At 69.7% G+C, this 15,563-nt stretch carries 11 protein-coding genes; 4 read left to right on the top strand and 7 right to left on the bottom strand.

Annotated features, from left to right (window positions below; translation table 11 throughout):
• Positions 1 to 21 precede the first annotated feature (21 nt).
• From ribH to ABDC25_RS12200, 6 genes are all read right to left on the bottom strand, one after another.
• Positions 22 to 495: a 6,7-dimethyl-8-ribityllumazine synthase gene (gene ribH / locus ABDC25_RS12225; RefSeq protein WP_021201043.1), complete on the bottom strand. Its 474-nt coding sequence runs from the start codon at positions 493 to 495 to the stop codon at positions 22 to 24.
• The gene (gene ribA, locus ABDC25_RS12220) at positions 492 to 1,760 is read right to left on the bottom strand and encodes a GTP cyclohydrolase II (RefSeq protein ID WP_347123068.1); all 1,269 of its coding nucleotides are present in this window, start codon (positions 1,758 to 1,760) and stop codon (positions 492 to 494) included. Before ribA ends, ribH begins: the two co-directional genes overlap by 4 nt.
• A complete protein-coding gene (locus ABDC25_RS12215) occupies positions 1,757 to 2,386 on the bottom strand; it encodes a riboflavin synthase (RefSeq protein ID WP_167253165.1) in 630 nt (209 codons plus the stop codon). Before ABDC25_RS12215 ends, ribA begins: the two co-directional genes overlap by 4 nt.
• Complete coding sequence (gene ribD, locus ABDC25_RS12210; RefSeq protein WP_347123067.1) at positions 2,386 to 3,441, bottom strand: bifunctional diaminohydroxyphosphoribosylaminopyrimidine deaminase/5-amino-6-(5-phosphoribosylamino)uracil reductase RibD; 1,056 nt, start codon at positions 3,439 to 3,441, stop codon at positions 2,386 to 2,388. The genes ABDC25_RS12215 and ribD overlap by 1 nt, the downstream gene beginning before the upstream one ends.
• 301 nt (positions 3,442 to 3,742) lie before the next feature.
• Positions 3,743 to 4,606 (bottom strand): DNA-formamidopyrimidine glycosylase family protein, encoded by an 864-nt coding sequence (locus ABDC25_RS12205; protein ID WP_021199502.1) that lies wholly within the window; start codon positions 4,604 to 4,606, stop codon positions 3,743 to 3,745.
• 50 nt (positions 4,607 to 4,656) lie between these two features.
• A complete protein-coding gene (locus ABDC25_RS12200) occupies positions 4,657 to 5,220 on the bottom strand; it encodes a GNAT family N-acetyltransferase (RefSeq protein WP_021199503.1) in 564 nt (187 codons plus the stop codon).
• 78 nt (positions 5,221 to 5,298) lie between these two features.
• Between ABDC25_RS12200 and mfd the strand changes: the two genes are divergently transcribed.
• From mfd to ABDC25_RS12180, 4 genes are all read left to right on the top strand, one after another.
• Positions 5,299 to 8,874 (top strand): transcription-repair coupling factor, encoded by a 3,576-nt coding sequence (mfd, locus tag ABDC25_RS12195; RefSeq protein ID WP_031207203.1) that lies wholly within the window; start codon positions 5,299 to 5,301, stop codon positions 8,872 to 8,874.
• Between the two features lie 35 nt (positions 8,875 to 8,909).
• Positions 8,910 to 9,536 carry a gamma carbonic anhydrase family protein gene (locus ABDC25_RS12190; protein ID WP_021199505.1) on the top strand — a complete coding sequence of 209 codons (627 nt, stop codon included), beginning with the start codon at positions 8,910 to 8,912 and terminating at the stop codon, positions 9,534 to 9,536.
• Complete coding sequence (locus ABDC25_RS12185; protein ID WP_347123066.1) at positions 9,533 to 12,502, top strand: aminotransferase; 2,970 nt, start codon at positions 9,533 to 9,535, stop codon at positions 12,500 to 12,502. Before ABDC25_RS12190 ends, ABDC25_RS12185 begins: the two co-directional genes overlap by 4 nt.
• A gap of 159 nt (positions 12,503 to 12,661) precedes the next feature.
• Positions 12,662 to 14,089, top strand: coding sequence for an APC family permease (locus tag ABDC25_RS12180; protein WP_021199507.1), 1,428 nt, complete (start codon positions 12,662 to 12,664; stop codon positions 14,087 to 14,089).
• Positions 14,090 to 14,161: 72 nt separating this feature from the next.
• Here ABDC25_RS12180 and gdhA read toward each other — a convergent pair whose 3' ends face one another.
• Entirely contained in the window at positions 14,162 to 15,532 is a 1,371-nt protein-coding gene (gene gdhA, locus ABDC25_RS12175; protein ID WP_021199508.1) for an NADP-specific glutamate dehydrogenase, read from the bottom strand.
• Between the last annotated feature and the right edge of the window lie 31 nt (positions 15,533 to 15,563).

The raw sequence follows: 15,563 nt of genomic DNA, 5'->3' as shown, positions 1-15,563 counted from the left end.
GCTAGCAAGGGCAGGCTGACCTCAGCCGCGCAGCTCCCGTGTCACGAGCGCCGTGCGCAGGGCAGCATCCGCTGCTTCGGCGCCCTTGTCCTCCTTGGAGCCCTCCAGGCCCGCACGGTCGAGACCCTGCTGCTCGTCGTCGAGGGTGAGCACGCCGAAGCCGACGGGCTTGCCGGCGTCGAGGGCGACGCGGGTGAGGCCATCGGTGGTCGCCGCCGACACGTACTCGAAGTGCGGTGTGCCCCCGCGGATGATCACGCCGAGTGCGACGACGGCATCCGCCCCGCCGGCGAAGGCCGCCTGGGCGGCGATCGCGAGTTCGAACGAGCCGGGCACGCGCACCAGTCGGTGCGTGGCCCGGGCCGCGTCCAGCACGCGCTCCGCACCGGCGATCAAGCCGTTCGAGATCGTCTCGTGCCAGGTTCCGGCCACGATGACGACGTTCAGACCGCGTCCGTCGATGGTGCCGATCTCGGGTGCTCCTGCGCCGCTCATTTGTCGTCCTCTCCGTGGGCGAGCGCCTCTGCGAGTTCCGCTTCGCCGATGATGTGACCCATCCGGTCACGCTTGGTCTCCAAGTACTGGTGGTTGTTGGGTCCCACACCGACGATCAGCGGCACCTGCTCGACGACGTCGAGGCCGAGCTCGCGCAGCTGCACGACCTTGTCGGTGTTGTTCGTCAGCAGGCGCACCTTCGACACGCCCAGGTCGGAGAGGATGCCGGCCGCCGCTGCGTAGTCGCGGGCATCGGCTGGCAGCCCCAGCGCGAGGTTGGCGTCGACCGTGTCGAGCCCCTCCTCCTGCAGGCTGTAGGCGCGCAGCTTGTTGATGAGGCCGATCCCTCGACCCTCGTGGCCGCGCATGTAGATGACGATCCCGCCTTCCTTCTCGATCGCGTCGAGGGCGGAGTCGAGCTGCGGGCCGCACTCGCATTTGAGCGAGCCGAACGCCTCGCCGGTCAGGCACTCCGAGTGCACCCGCACGAGCGCGGTCTCGCCGAGTTCGCCCGAGACGACGGCGATGTGGTCGGTGCCGGTGATGCGGTCCTTGTAGGCGAGGAAGCGGAAGGTGCCGTGCGTGGTGGGCACGGTGGCGTCGGCGCGCAGGCTCACGCGACGGCCGCGATGCGCACTCGGGGTGGCGCCCTCGGGATCGATCTCGTTGAGGTGGGCGATCAGCTGCTCGATCGTGATGACCGGCACGCCGTCGCGCGCACCGAGCTCGATCAGGCCGGGAAGGCGCATCATGCTGCCGTCCTCCGCCACGACCTCCGCGATCGCGCCGACGGGGCGGAGACCGGCGAGCTTCATGAGTTCGACCGCGGCCTCGGTGTGGCCACTGCGCTCGCGCACCCCGCCGTCGACCGCCCGCAGCGGCAGCACATGGCCGGGCCGGATGATGCTGGTCGACGTGGACTCCGGGTTCGACAGCACGTTCAGCGTGTGGGCGCGGTCGTGGGCACTGATGCCGGTCGTGACCCCCTGCGCGGCGTCGACACTCACCGTGTATGCGGTCGAGCGGGCGTCTTCGCTGGCGGCGACCATCGGCGGCAGGTTCAGGTGATCGGCGAGATCGGCGGGCATCGGGGCGCAGATGAAGCCCGAAGACCAGCGCACGGTCCACGCCACCCACTCGGGCGTCGCGAGCTCTGCCGACAGGATGACATCGCCTTCGTTCTCGCGGTTCTCGTCGTCGGCGACGAGGACGGGGCGCCCGGCGCGAAGCGCCTCCAGGGCCTCGGCGATGGTGGAAAGGCTCATCGCGAGCCTCCTTCCGGTGCGGCGCGGAACGCGAGCAGGCGCTCGACGTGCCGGGCGAGGATGTCGGTCTCCAGGTTCACGCGGTCGCCGACGGCGCGGACGCCGAGCGTGGTCGCGGCGAGGGTCTCGGGGATCAGCGAGACCTCGAACCAGGGGGAGGGGTCTGCAGGGGCGCTGACGGCGCTCACGGTCAACGAGGTGCCGTCGACCGAGATCGACCCCTTGTCGACCACGAGCGGGGCGAGGTCGAGGGGCAGGCTGATCCGCAGCACGCTCCACTGCGCGCCGGGGCGCACCTCGAGCACGTCGCCGGTGCCGTCGACGTGGCCCTGCACGATGTGACCGCCGAGACGGGCGCCGACCGGCATCGCCTTCTCGATGTTCACGCGGGTTCCGACCGTCGCCGACCCGATCGCGGCGACGTCGAGAGTCTGCTTCATCACGTCGGTGTCGAAGGTGTCGGCGGTCGACCCCACCACGGTGAGGCACACACCCGAGACGGCGATGGACTCGCCGTGCACGGCGTCCGCTGCGGCCCGGGGCGCGCGGACGGTCAGGCGCCAGCCGTCACCCGCGGAGGCGATCGCGGTGATCTCGCCCATCTCCTCGATGATTCCGGTGAACATCAGGCGGCTCCTTCGTTCTGCGGGTCTTCCGCGGGATCGGTGGCGTGCGCGGGGTGCGCGATCGCGAGCAGGTCGTCTCCGAGGGGAAGCCACTCGTCGACGGTCAGGCGTCGGGCCTCGTCGATGGAACCGACGCCGATGTCGGTCAGGGCGAGCCTTCGGCCGCCGAGCAGCACCGGGGCGATGTAGGCGAGCACGCGGTCGGCGAGTCCTGCCTCGATGAAGGCGCTGGCGAGCGTCGGGCCGCCCTCCACGAACAGGCTCTGCACGCCGCGGGCGTGCAGGTCGGCGACGATCGCGTGCAGATCGTGGGTCTCGAAGAACAGCGGAGTGTGCGGATGCCGGTGCACCGCGGCGTCGGCCGGAGTGGGACGGGATCCGATGACCACCGGGATCGGCTGGTCGGGGAGCATGGTGTCGCCGTCACGGGCGGTGAGGGCAGGGTCGTCGGCGATCACTGTTCCGGTGCCGACCGCGATGGCATCGGCTGCTGCCCGGCGGCGGTGCACGTCGGCGCGTGCGGTCGGCCCCGTGATCCACTGGCTCGACCCGTCGTCGGCGGCGGCGCGACCATCGAGGCTCTGCGCCCACTTGACAGTGACATGGGGGCGTCCGAGTCGCTGGGCGGTCAGCCATCCGGCGATGAGCGCGTGTGCAGCGTCCGCCTGCTCACCCGACTCGACGTCGACGCCTGCGGACCGCAGGCGTTCCGCCCCGCCGCCTGAGGCGACACCGGGGTCGTCGAGCGCGTACACCACGCGTGCGACGCCCGCGTCGATGAGAGCGACGGCGCAGGGGCCTGTGCGGCCGGTGTGGTTGCAGGGTTCAAGGGTCACGACGGCCGTCGCTCCTCGCGCCTCGCCGGGTGCGAGCTTCGAGAGCGCGTCGACCTCTGCGTGGGGGGTGCCGGCGCCGTGGTGCCAGCCCTCGGCGATGACCCTGCCGTCGGGGGAGAGGAGGACCGCACCGACCTGCGGGTTCGCCCCGCGCGGTCCACGGGCGGCGAGGTGGAGCGCGCGATCCATCGCGTGGCGCTCTGCCGCGTTCACTGCCATCCGTCGTCCTCCTCTGAGGCTCCGGGTTCAGACAGGGGTGGCGGAACGGACGCACGGATGCGTCTCGTGCTGCCTCCCTTCCGGACTAGCGAGGTCGCCCTCGCATCACCGTCGGTCCCGGAATTCCACCGGATCGGCATCCCGATCTCTCGAGACGCTCGCGGACTGTCACCGCCGGTTCGGATTCCCACCGACCCCGGAGCACGTTGTTGTTCTGAGTGTACTCAACGCGTTCGGGCGCATTTCATTCCGCGACAGATCATTCCGCGACAGACGACTTCACCGTGCGGCGCGTCCGCCGTCACTTCAGCAGTCGGGAGAGGCGGCGGTCGGCCAGTACCTTGCCACCGGTCTGGCAGGTGGGGCAGTACTCGAGCGAGCGGTCGGCGAAGAACACGCTGCGGACCGTGTCTCCGCACACCGGGCAGGCCTCTCCTCGGCGCGCGTGCACCTGCATGCCGCGGCGCTTGGCATCCTTCAGGTCCGCCGGCGGTTTGCCGGAGGCTTGGGCGACCGCCTCTGTCAGCGTCTCGCGCATGGCTCCGAACAGGCGGTCGATCTCGGCGTCGTCGAGCTTTCCGGCGATCGCATACGGTGACATGCGCGCGGCATGCAGGATCTCGTCCGAGTACGCGTTGCCGATGCCCGCGATCACCGCCTGATCGCGCAGCAGCCCCTTGATCTGCATACGCCGATCCTCGAGCAGGGCGGCGAACGCCTCGCGCGTGAACGCGGGGTCGAGAGGGTCGGGGCCGAGCCGGGCGATGCCGGGCACCTCCTGCGGATCGCGCACCACGTACACGGCGAGCGACTTCTTGGTCCCCGCTTCCGTGAGGTCGAAACCGCTGCCGTCGTCGAGGGCGATGCGCAGGGCGATGGGGGACTTGCCCGGTTTGATGAGCGTGGTCGGGAGCGTCTCGTACCAGCGCAGCCACCCGGCCTTCGCGAGGTGGAACACCAGGTGCAGCTCGTCGCCGCAGGAGAGCACGACGAACTTGCCCAGACGCGCGGACGCGGTGATCGTGGCTCCCTGGAGGGCGTGGATCGGAGGATCGTAGGTCTTCAACGCGGCGATCGCCGAGACGGTCGCGCGCGTGATGGTGCGCCCGACGGCGCGTTCGGCGAGAAACGTGGTCAGGCCCTGGACTTCCGGCATCTCCGGCATGGGTTCATCCTGTCATCGGGCGCCGACACTGTCACCCGGGGGCGCGCCCCTCAGAGGATCGGCCAGTCGACCGGCGTGCGGTCGTCCCCGGGGAGGAGGCCGGCCATCCAGCCGTCGTCGCGCCCGCGCGGGCTCGTCAGCGCCTGCCGCTGCAGGCCCTCGTAGCGGAAGCCGAGGGCCCGGGCGGCGCGGGCCGAGGGGATGTTCCCCGCGACGGCCTGCCAGCGGATGCGGACGAGCCGGAGTCCGACGAAACCCCAATCGATCACGGCCGCTGCTGCTTCGGTGAGATATCCGCGGCCCCGTGCGCCGGCCGTCACCCAGTAGCCCAGCTCGGCGGTCGCGCCCGTGAAGTGATCGGTCATGTTGTGAAGACCGATCATGCCCACGAGCTCGCCGTCCGCATACATGCCCCAGACGACCTCGGAACCGGCGTCCCACTGCGCGGCTGACAGACGCACGAACTGCGCGGCGTCCTCGCGGGTGTACGGACTCGGCACGGTGGTCCAGCGCGGGATCTCCGGATCCTGGCACGCTTCGGTGATCGCGTCGATGTCCGCCTCCGTCGGGGCGTGCAGGACGAGTCGGGGCGTGGTGAGGGCGACGGATTCCATCCCGACAGCCTAGGCAGGCTGGCGTTCCTCGACGGGCGCGGCGGCCGGAGTGTCCGTGGGCGCGACTAGTCTTGTCCGGTGACTGTTCCGGGGATTCTGCGCGCCTTGGAAGAGGCGTCTCTGTACCGTGACGCCCTCAGCTGGGCGCGCACCGACGCCGACCTCGGCCTGGTCGACGGGCTCGACGCCCCGGCGCTCGCCGGCCTGCTCGAGAAGAGGGCGGCGGCGGGACACCCGGCCGCCCTCCTCGCCGTCGTCCCGACCGGGAGGCGGGCGGAGAGCCTCGCGCTGGCGATGCACGCCTACCTGCCCGACGCCGACATCCTCACGTTCCCCGCCTGGGAGACGCTGCCGCACGAGCGGCTCAGCCCGAGCCCGGACACGGTCGGTCAGCGTCTGCAGACGCTGCGCCGGATCGCGGAGTGGTCGGGCGACCACCCGCTCGTCGTCGTCGCGTCCGTGCGGGCCGCGCTCCAGCCGATCGCCGGCAACCTGGGCGAGATCGCCCCGCTCGAACTCGGCGTCGGCAGCCGGGGGCACGAACTCGACCGCGTGGTCGAGCAGCTGGTCGAACGGGCGTACTCCCGCGTCGACATGGTGTCGCGGCGCGGCGAGTTCGCGGTGCGCGGCGGCATCCTCGACGTCTTCCCTCCCACGTCGGAGCACCCCTATCGCGTCGAGTTCTTCGGCGACGAGATCGACCAGATCCGTGCGTTCTCCGTCGCGGACCAGCGCTCGCTTCCGGGTGATGTCACCGGCGTCGACCTGCCGCCCACCCGCGAACTGCTGCTCACGGCCGAGGTCCGCGATCGGGCCCGCGCACTCGTCGGCGGCTTCCCGGCGATCTCGGGCATGCTCGAGAAGATGGCCGAGGGCATCCCGGTCGAAGGCATGGAGTCGCTGCTCCCCGCGGTCGCCGGACCCTTGAAGTCGCTGGCCGAGTACCTGCCGGCGGGAAGCGCCACGGCGGTCATCGATCCCGAGCGATCGAGTGCGCGCGCCATCACCCTGGGCGACACCAACCGCGAGTTCCTCGACGCCGCCTGGAGCGCCGCCACCTCCGGCGCCTCCGCGCCCATAGATCTGGGGGCCGGTGACTTCCTGACCATCGCCGAGCTGCGCGAGGTCGTGCGCGACCGGGGCGGGGTGTGGTGGCGGCTCAGCCCGTTCGGTGCCGGGCTCGGTGAGGGCGATGCGGAGGCCACGAACCTCGGCGCCGCCGTCATCCCCTCCTTCCACGGCAACGTCGACGGCGCGATCTCGTTCGTCGAGGCGAAGGTGACCGACGGCTGGCGGGTGGTCGTGATCGCCGCCGGTCACGGTCTGGTCGATCGCGCACGCGACGTGCTCGCCGACCGCGGCCTGGCCGCGCGGGTGGTCGAGACGCTCACCGACGCACCGGAGGGCGGTGTCGCGACCCTCGTCACCGGATCCGTCGAGGCCGGCTTCCAGGTGGCCGAGGCGAAGCTCGCCGTCCTCACCGACAACGAGTTCTACGGCCGGACCATCGGCGGCGATCAGCGTGTCGTCAAGAAGCTCGCCTCGCGGCGCAAGAACGTGGTCGACCCGCTGCAGCTCAAGCAGGGCGACTTCGTGGTGCACGCCACCCACGGCATCGGCCGCTTCGTCGAGATGACCCAGCGCGAGGTGTCCACCGGCGGGCGCAACGCCACCAAGTCGATCCGCGACTACCTCGTTCTCGAGTACGCGCCGTCCAAGCGCGGCTACCCGGGCGACAAGCTGTTCGTGCCGACGGATCAGCTCGATCTGCTCTCGAAGTACGTCGGCGGCGAGGCCCCGACGCTCTCGAAGATGGGCGGCAGCGACTGGTCGCAGGCCAAGGGCAAGGCGCGCAAGGCCGTGCGCGACATCGCGGTCGAGCTCGTGAAGCTCTACTCCGCGCGCATGAGCGCGAAGGGCCACGCGTTCGGCCCGGACACCCCGTGGCAGCGCGAGTTGGAAGAGGCGTTCCCGTTCGCGGAGACACAGGACCAGCTGCAGACGATCGACGAGATCAAGGCCGACATGGAACGGCCCATCCCGATGGACCGGCTGCTCTCTGGCGACGTCGGCTTCGGCAAGACCGAGGTCGCGGTCCGTGCGGCGTTCAAGGCGATCCAGGACGGCAAGCAGGTCGCGATGCTCGTGCCGACGACGCTGCTGGTGAAGCAGCACCTCGAGACGTTCACCGAGCGCTTCGCCGGCTTCCCTGTCAAGGTGCGGCCCTTGTCGCGCTTCCAGACCGACAAGGAGGCGCGTCTCACTCTGCAAGGCCTGCTCGAGGGTTCGGTCGACATGGTGATCGGCACCCACCGCATCCTCACCGACCAGGTGATGTTCAAGGACCTCGGCCTGATGATCATCGACGAGGAGCAGCGGTTCGGCGTCGAGCACAAGGACGCGCTCAAGAAGATGAAGACCAACGTCGACATCCTCGCCATGAGTGCCACGCCGATTCCGCGCACGCTCGAGATGGCGGTCACCGGCATCCGGGAGATGTCCACGCTGGCGACCCCGCCGGAGGACCGGCACCCGATCCTCTCGTTCGTCGGCCCGCGCAGCGACAAGCAGATGGCCGCGGCGATCCGTCGCGAGATCCTGCGCGAAGGGCAGATCTTCTTCGTGCACAACCGGGTGCAGTCGATCCAGCGCGTCGCGAGCGAGCTCGCCGAACTCGTTCCCGAGGCCCGGATCGCGGTCGCGCACGGACAGATGGGCGAGCACCAGCTCGAGCAGGTCGTCGACGACTTCTGGGAGCGCAAGTTCGACGTGCTCGTCTCGACGACCATCATCGAGACGGGTCTCGACATCGCGAACGCGAACACGATCATCATCGACCGCGCCGACAAGTACGGACTCAGTCAGCTGCACCAGCTGCGTGGCCGCGTCGGACGAGGGCGCGAGCGGGCCTACGCGTACTTCCTGTACGACGAGATGAAGCCGCTGAGCGAGACCGCGGCCGACCGTCTGCAGACCATCGCGGTCAACAACGACCTGGGCTCCGGCATGCAGGTCGCGCTGAAGGACCTCGAACTGCGCGGGGCGGGCAACCTGCTCGGCGCCGAACAGGCCGGACACATCGCGGGCGTCGGATTCGACCTGTACCTGCGCATGATCGGCGAGGCCGTGGCGACGTTCCGCGGGGACGAGGTCGAGACCGGGCAGGAGCTGCGCCTGGAACTGCCCCTGGATGCGCGCATCCCCGAGTACTACATCGACAGCGAGCGGCTGCGGCTCGAGGCCTACCAGAAGCTCTCCGCCGCCTCGGCGGCGACCGCCAAGGATGAGGCGATCGATCTGGTCGTCGAAGAGCTCGTCGACCGCTACGGCACGCCGCCCGAAGAGGTCGAAGGCCTGTTGGCGATCTCGCGTCTGCGCCGTCGCGCTGCCCGGGTCGGGCTGACCGACGTCGTCGTGATGGGCTCGAACCTGCGCATCGCGCCCGCGCGGCTCGAAGACTCGATCAAGGTGCGGCTGCAGCGGCTCTACCCGAAGGCGAAGCTCGTGGCCGGGGGAGAGGCGCTGGTCGTGCCGATGCCCACCGTCCCCGCGGCGGTCGGGGTGGGTCTCGAGCCGCTCCCCGACGCACAGCTGCTCGAGTGGGTCGGGCAGCTGTTCACCGCGATCTTCCCCGAGCCGGCCAAGACCGAGTAGCGCGCGACGGGGGGCCGCGGTACTAGTCTGGCCGCATGTTGTACGAGCACCTCGGGGCTCGGCCCCGCGTCCATGACACCGCCGTCATCGCCCCCACCGCCGTCGTCTCCGGAGATGTGGAGATCGGGCCGGGCTGCCAGGTTCTGCACGGTGCCGTCATCACCGCCGAGGGTGGGGCGATCACGCTCGGCGAGCACGTCATCGTGATGGAGAATGCGCTCATCCGGGCGACGGCGGCGAATGCGGTGCACATCGGGTCGCACACCCTGATCGGCACGCTGTCGAGCATCGCCGGTGCGACGGTGGGAGACGAGACGTTCCTCGCCTCGGGGTCGCGGCTGTTCAACGGCTCGCTGATCGGGCCGCGCTGTGAGGTGCGCGTGAACGCCATCGTGCTCCGTCGCGCCGTGCTGCCGGAGGGCACGGTCGTGCCGATCGGCTGGGTGGCGGTGGGCGACCCCGCACAGCTGTTCTCGCCGGACCGTGAGGAGGAGATCGCGGCGGCACAGCCCGATCTCGACTTCCCGGGGCACGTCTTCGGCGTCGATCGGGACACCCCCGACCTGATGGTGCAGCTGACCGAGCGCTACGGCAGCTCGCTCGCGCGGCATGCCCACGACGTGAGCCTCGGCGACGCGCACCGCGGGCAGCACCGCGCATGACAGCGGGCGTGGGCCTGGTCCGTCCCGACGTCGATACGGCCGATGCCGCGCGCATCGCGCTCGAGTGCTGGGGGATCACGGCGACAGCGGAAGAGCTCGGCAGCAACCAGGACCGGAACTTCCTGCTCACGGCAGAAGACGGCACGAGGAGCGTGCTGCGGATCGACAACCCGGTGTTCGGCGACGACGAACGCGACGCCCAGCATGTCGCTCTCGAGGCCTACCGCGCTGCCGGCGTTCGCGTACCGGCAGTGCGCCCCGGCCTCGACGGTGCGCTGACCCAGCGCTGGAACGGCTTCGCCGCGCGGCGCAGTGAGTTCGCGCCGGGCGAGCCGATGGTGGGTTCCGGATATCTCGCACCCGTCGTGCTCGCGGAGTTCGGCGCGCTCGCCGCCGCCTCCGTGCGCGCGCTGGAACCGCTCCGACACCCCGGGCTGGATCGTCGGCAGATGTGGGACATGCGCGTCGCATACGAACAGATCGATGCGCTCGCGCCGTCGATCGCCGATGCCGCACTTCGGGGACGGGTGCTGCGCGCCGCGACCAAGGCGCACGCCGCCGTCGAACCTCTCGCCGACCGGCTCCCCGTGCAGACGATCCACGGCGACCTCACGGACGACAACGTGATGGGCGAGCGGGGCGACGACGCACGGCTGCACCCGCGCACGGTGCTCGACCTCGGCGACCTCGGGCTCGGTTGGCGCGTCGCCGAACTGGCGGTGTGCGCGGCATCGATGCTGCACCACGACCCGGAGCGGCCGCTGCGGGTGATCGAGACGATCGCGGCATTCCATCGCCAGGTGCCGCTGGGCGATGCGGAGGCGAGGGCGGTCTGGCCGCTCGTGGTGCTGCGCGCTGCCCTGCTGGTGGCGAGCGGGTGGCGTCAGCTCGAGATCGACGGGGACAACGACTACGCGCGTGAGAGGGTCGCGGGCGAGCAGGCGATCTTCGACGCCGCGACGCTGCTGCCGCTCGTGGAGATGACCGAGCACGTGCTCGCCGCGGTCGGGATCGACGCCCCGGGATTCTCCGCGCCCGAACTCGCAGGGGACGACGACGAGGCTCCGCTGCGCGCACTGCTGCCGGATCTCACCGGTCGCGTGGCCGTGATCGATCCGGGTGTCGAGTCTGCCGCCCTCGACAACGGGCGCTGGCTCGAGGAATCGGTCGAGCACGCTCTGGTCGCCGATGCATTCGACCTCGGCGCCGCTGTGGCGGTCATGCCGTACGGGGCGTTCCGCCTGACCCGCGCGACCGTCGACGAGGCGGACCCGGGGCATACCTGGGCGACCGCGACCGAACTGCATCTGCCTCCCGGCCCTCGGGTGCGGGTGGTGGCACCGACGGAGGCACGGGTGACGCAGCGGGGCGCGATCGCCCGCTTCGCGCTCGACCTCACCGGTCCGGACGACGGCCAAGAATGGGTGCTGGAGGTCTCGGGTCTCGATGCGGAGGAGCGGCGCGAGCGCCCCGTCGATGCGGGGGAGACCGTGGGCTGGCTTGCCGCGTCGTTCGAGCCGCGGCGCCTGACCGTCGGAATCCACCGCGACGACGCTCCGGAGCGCCAGGCGGACGGAGCGGCACTGATCGCCCCCGATCGGGTCGCGGCCTGGCGCCGCCTCACCGCAGATCCTGCGCCGCTGCTCGGGCTGCCCTCCTTCGCCCAGCGGGATGATTCGGCGGCGGAGCAGGCGCGCCGTGAGCGCATCTTCGCGGCGGCGCAGGAGCGCTACTACGCGCACCCGCCGCAGATCGAGCGCGGCTGGCGGCACCACCTGGTCGACACCACCGCGCGCACCTACATCGACATGGTGAACAACGTCGCCGGTCTCGGCCACGCGCATCCGAAGGTCGCGGATGCGGCGGACCGCCAGCTGCGCACCCTCGCCACGAACTCCCGGTTCCTGTTCCGCGATCTCGCGGAGTACAGCGAGCGGCTGCTCGAACTGATGCCGGAGGGCAGCGACCTCGACACCGTCCTGTTGGTCAACAGCGGCTCGGAGGCGGTCGACCTCGCGATCCGTCTGGCCCAGGCCGCGACCGGACGGCGGACGGTCGTCGCACTGCGCGAGGCGTACCACGGCTGGACCATGGCGAGCGATGCGGTCACGACCAGCGCCTACGACAATCCCTCCGCCCTCGCGACGCGCCCGGACTGGGTGCACGTGGCCGATGTCCCCAATCGCTTCCGCGGCACCTATCGAGGCTCCGACGTGGCGGGCGACTACCTCGCCGATCTCGCTGCCGATCTCGACCGGCTGCAGGACGAGGGACGAGAGGTCGCCGCGTTCCTGTGCGAGTCGATCCTCGGCAACGCGGGAGGCGTGGTGCTCCCCGACGGCTACCTGGCCGGGGCCTACGCACAGATCAGGGCGGCGGGTGGACTGTGCATCGCCGACGAGGTGCAGGTCGGATTCGGGCGGATGGGATCGACCTTCTGGGGATTCGAGCTCGCGGACGTCGTGCCCGACATCGTCACGATCGCGAAGCCGATGGGCAACGGGTATCCGATCGGCGGGGTGATCACGACGAAGCGCATCGCGGACGCGCTGTCGACGCAGGGACAGTTCTTCTCGTCTGCGGGGGGAAGCACGCTCAGCTGCCGGGTCGGCATCGCGGTGCTAGACGCGATGGCCGAGGACGACCTGCAGCACAACGCCGCAGTGATCGGTGCCCGCCTCGCCGAGGGCCTGCGCGGCCTCGCGGACCGGCATCCGCTCGACGCCGTCGTCCACGGCGAGGGGTTGTACCTGGGCGTCGAACTCGTGCGCGATCGCGAGACCATGGAGCCTGCCGCCGCCGAGGCTGCGGCGATCTGCGAGCGGATGCGCGAACTGGGGGTCATCGTGCTGACGACCTCGGAACGCTCGAACGTGCTGAAGATCAAACCGCCCCTGTGCCTCAGCGCCGAGAGCGCCGACCACGTCGTCGCGATGCTGGATCGCGTGCTCACCGAGGGATGGTGAGGTCGGGCGTCTCCTTCGAATCCCGCCGTCGTTCGGAATGTTAAAAGCGCATTTCGAACCGAATTCACCGTAGCGCTGACGATTCCCTCCGGTCCATACTGTTGCTCAGCGTCGGACGACCCGAAGTCCGACCCATGCGCTGTCCCCCGAGGAGTACCCATGGCCACGAAGACGAAGCCGCTCGCGCACGGCGGAGGAACGCTCAAACGAAATCTCGGACTGTGGGCGATCGTCGGGCTCGGGCTCGGATACATGACGCCGACGGTCGTGTTCGACACGTTCGGCATGGTCGCCCGTGACACCGACGACGTCGTACCGGCCGCCTACCTGGTCGCCTTGGTCGTGATGGTCTTCACGGCGATCAGCTACGGCAAGATCTCGAGCGCGATCCCGAGTGCCGGTTCGGCGTACACGTACGTGCGCGAGTCGATCCACCCGAATCTGGGGTTCATGGTCGGGTGGACCTCGCTGATCGACTACGTGCTGCTGCCGATGGTCAACTGCCTCATCATCCGCAGCTACCTCGAAGCGCTGTTCCCCGAGATCCCGGGCTGGATCTGGGTCGTGCTGTACTGCATCCTCGTCACCACCATCATCTACCTCACGATGCGCGGCACCTCGAACATGAACATGATCCTCCTGGTGTTCTCGATCGTCGTCATGGCCGTGTTCGTGGTGATGGTGATCGCCCAGCTGATGCGCGGCGAGGGGGCGGGAACGGTCGCGTCGATGACCCCGTTCTTCCACGACGGCGCCACGATGGGCGCGGTGCTGATGGGCGCCACGATCGTCTGCTTCTCGTTCATCGGCTTCGACGCCGTCACGATGTACGCGGAGGAGGCGAAGGATCCGAAGATCATGCCGAAGGCCATCCTGTTGACGGTGCTGCTGGGCGGGGCGATCTTCCTGATCTCGGGTTACCTCACGCAGTTGCGCTTCCCCGACTGGAACGAGTTCGCGCCCGGCGGCGACATGCAGTTCGTCGAGGACTCCACCCTCCCGATCATCGGCAACCTGGTCGGCGGACCCGTGCTCATGGCGGTGCTCACCGCGGCCGGTTTCTGCGCGACCCTCGCCTCGGGCCTCGCCTCGCACGCCTCGGTGTCGCGCATGCTGTTGGTGATGGGGCGCAACAACGTGCTGCCGCAGAAGGCGTTCGGCTACATCAACCCGCGCACCCACACGCCGACGTTCAACATCGTGCTGGTCGGCGCCATCTCCCTGCTGGCGATCCCGTTCACCCTGGAGCTGATCGCGGCGTGGATCAACTTCGGGGCGCTGATCGCCTTCACGTTCGTCAACATCTCGGTGATCGCCTGGTTCGCGATCCGCAAGGGCCGTCGCAAGACGCCCGGCGACATCTTCAACTTCATCGTGATGCCCGGCATCGGCATGGTCCTCACCGGCCTGCTCTGGGCGAACCTGCATGAAGACGCTCTGCGCGGGGGCCTCGTGTGGACCGCGATCGGAGTCGTCTACCTCGCGATCATCACCAAGGGCTTCCGCAAGAAGGTCGTCGCGTTCGACGAGAACCAGGCGGTGACCGGGTACAACAAGGTCGTCAAGGTGCCGGTCGACGAGAGCTGACGACGGCTCCGTGACGCAGAAGAGCCGCCTTCCGAAGAGGAAGGCGGCTCTTTCGCCGCGGGAAGGGACGGATCAGATGACGCCCTGGGCGAGCATCGCCGCGGCGACGCGCTCGAAGCCCGCGATGTTGGCACCGGCGACGTAGTCGCCCGCGACGCCGTGACGCTCCGCGGCGTCGAAGGCGGCATCGTGGATGTCACCCATGATCTCGCGCAGCTTGTTCTCGCTGTCGCCGAAGCTCCAGCGCTGACGGGAGGCGTTCTGGCTCATCTCGAGCGCCGAGGTCGCGACACCACCGGCGTTCGCGGCCTTGCCGGGGGCGAACAGCACACCGGCCTTCTGGAAGGCGTCGACGGCATCCGGCACGCAGGGCATGTTCGCGCCCTCCGACACGGCGCGCACGCCGTTGGCGATCAGTGCCTCCGCGTCGGCGAGGGAGACCTCGTTCTGCGTGGCGGACGGCACGGCGATGTCGACCGGCACCTCCCACACGCTGCCGCCCTCGACGAAGCGGGCGCTCGGGCGGCGGTGGGCGTACTCGACGATGCGGGCGCGCTCGACCTCCTTGATCTGGCGCAGCAGGTCGACGTCGATGCCGGCATCGTCGACGACGTAGCCGGAGGAATCGGAAGCCGTCACCGCGGTGGCGCCGAGCTGGGTGGCCTTCTGGATCGCGTAGATCGCGACGTTGCCGGATCCCGAGATGCCCACACGCTTGCCGCTCAGGGAGTCGTCGTGCACGGCGAGCATCTCCTGCGCGAAGAAGACCGCGCCGTAGCCGGTGGCCTCGGTGCGCACTTCGGCACCACCCCACCCCGTGCCCTTGCCGGTGAACATGCCGGACTCGTGGCGGTTGGTGACCTTGCGGTACTGGCCGAACAGGTAGCCGATCTCGCGGCCGCCGACGCCGATGTCGCCCGCGGGAACATCGGTGTGCTCGCCGAGGTGGCGGTACAGCTCGTTCATGAACGACTGGCAGAAGCGCATGACCTCGGCGTCGGACTTGCCGTGCGGGTCGAAGTCGGAGCCGCCCTTGCCGCCGCCGATGCCCTGACCGGTGAGCGCGTTCTTGAAGATCTGCTCGAAGCCGAGGAACTTGATGATCGACAGGTTCACCGAGGGGTGGAAGCGCAGTCCGCCCTTGTACGGGCCGAGCACCGAGGAGAACTGGATGCGGTAGCCGCGGTTGACCTGCAGCTTTCCGGAGTCGTCGATCCACGGCACGCGGAAGAGGATCTGACGCTCGGGCTCGACGAGCCGTTCGAGGATGCCGCCGTCGACGTACTCCGGGTGGCGTTCCAGGACCGGGGCGATCGAGTGCAGCACCTCGTGGACGGCCTGGTGGAACTCCGGCTCGTGCGGGCTGCGGGAGAGCACCGTGTCGAACACGGGCTGCACCGATGCGGCGAGCGGATGGAAGTCGGCGGGAGACGAAGCGGTCACGCGGAAGAGCTTTCTGGTGGGGGATGGTGGT

Origin of the sequence: Microbacterium sp. SY138, from assembly GCF_039729145.1 — a bacterium.
Classification (GTDB): Bacteria; Actinomycetota; Actinomycetes; order Actinomycetales; family Microbacteriaceae; genus Microbacterium; species Microbacterium maritypicum_A.
Note: the sequence above shows the minus strand (reverse complement) of the source record. Positions and strands in the feature narration are given on the sequence as shown.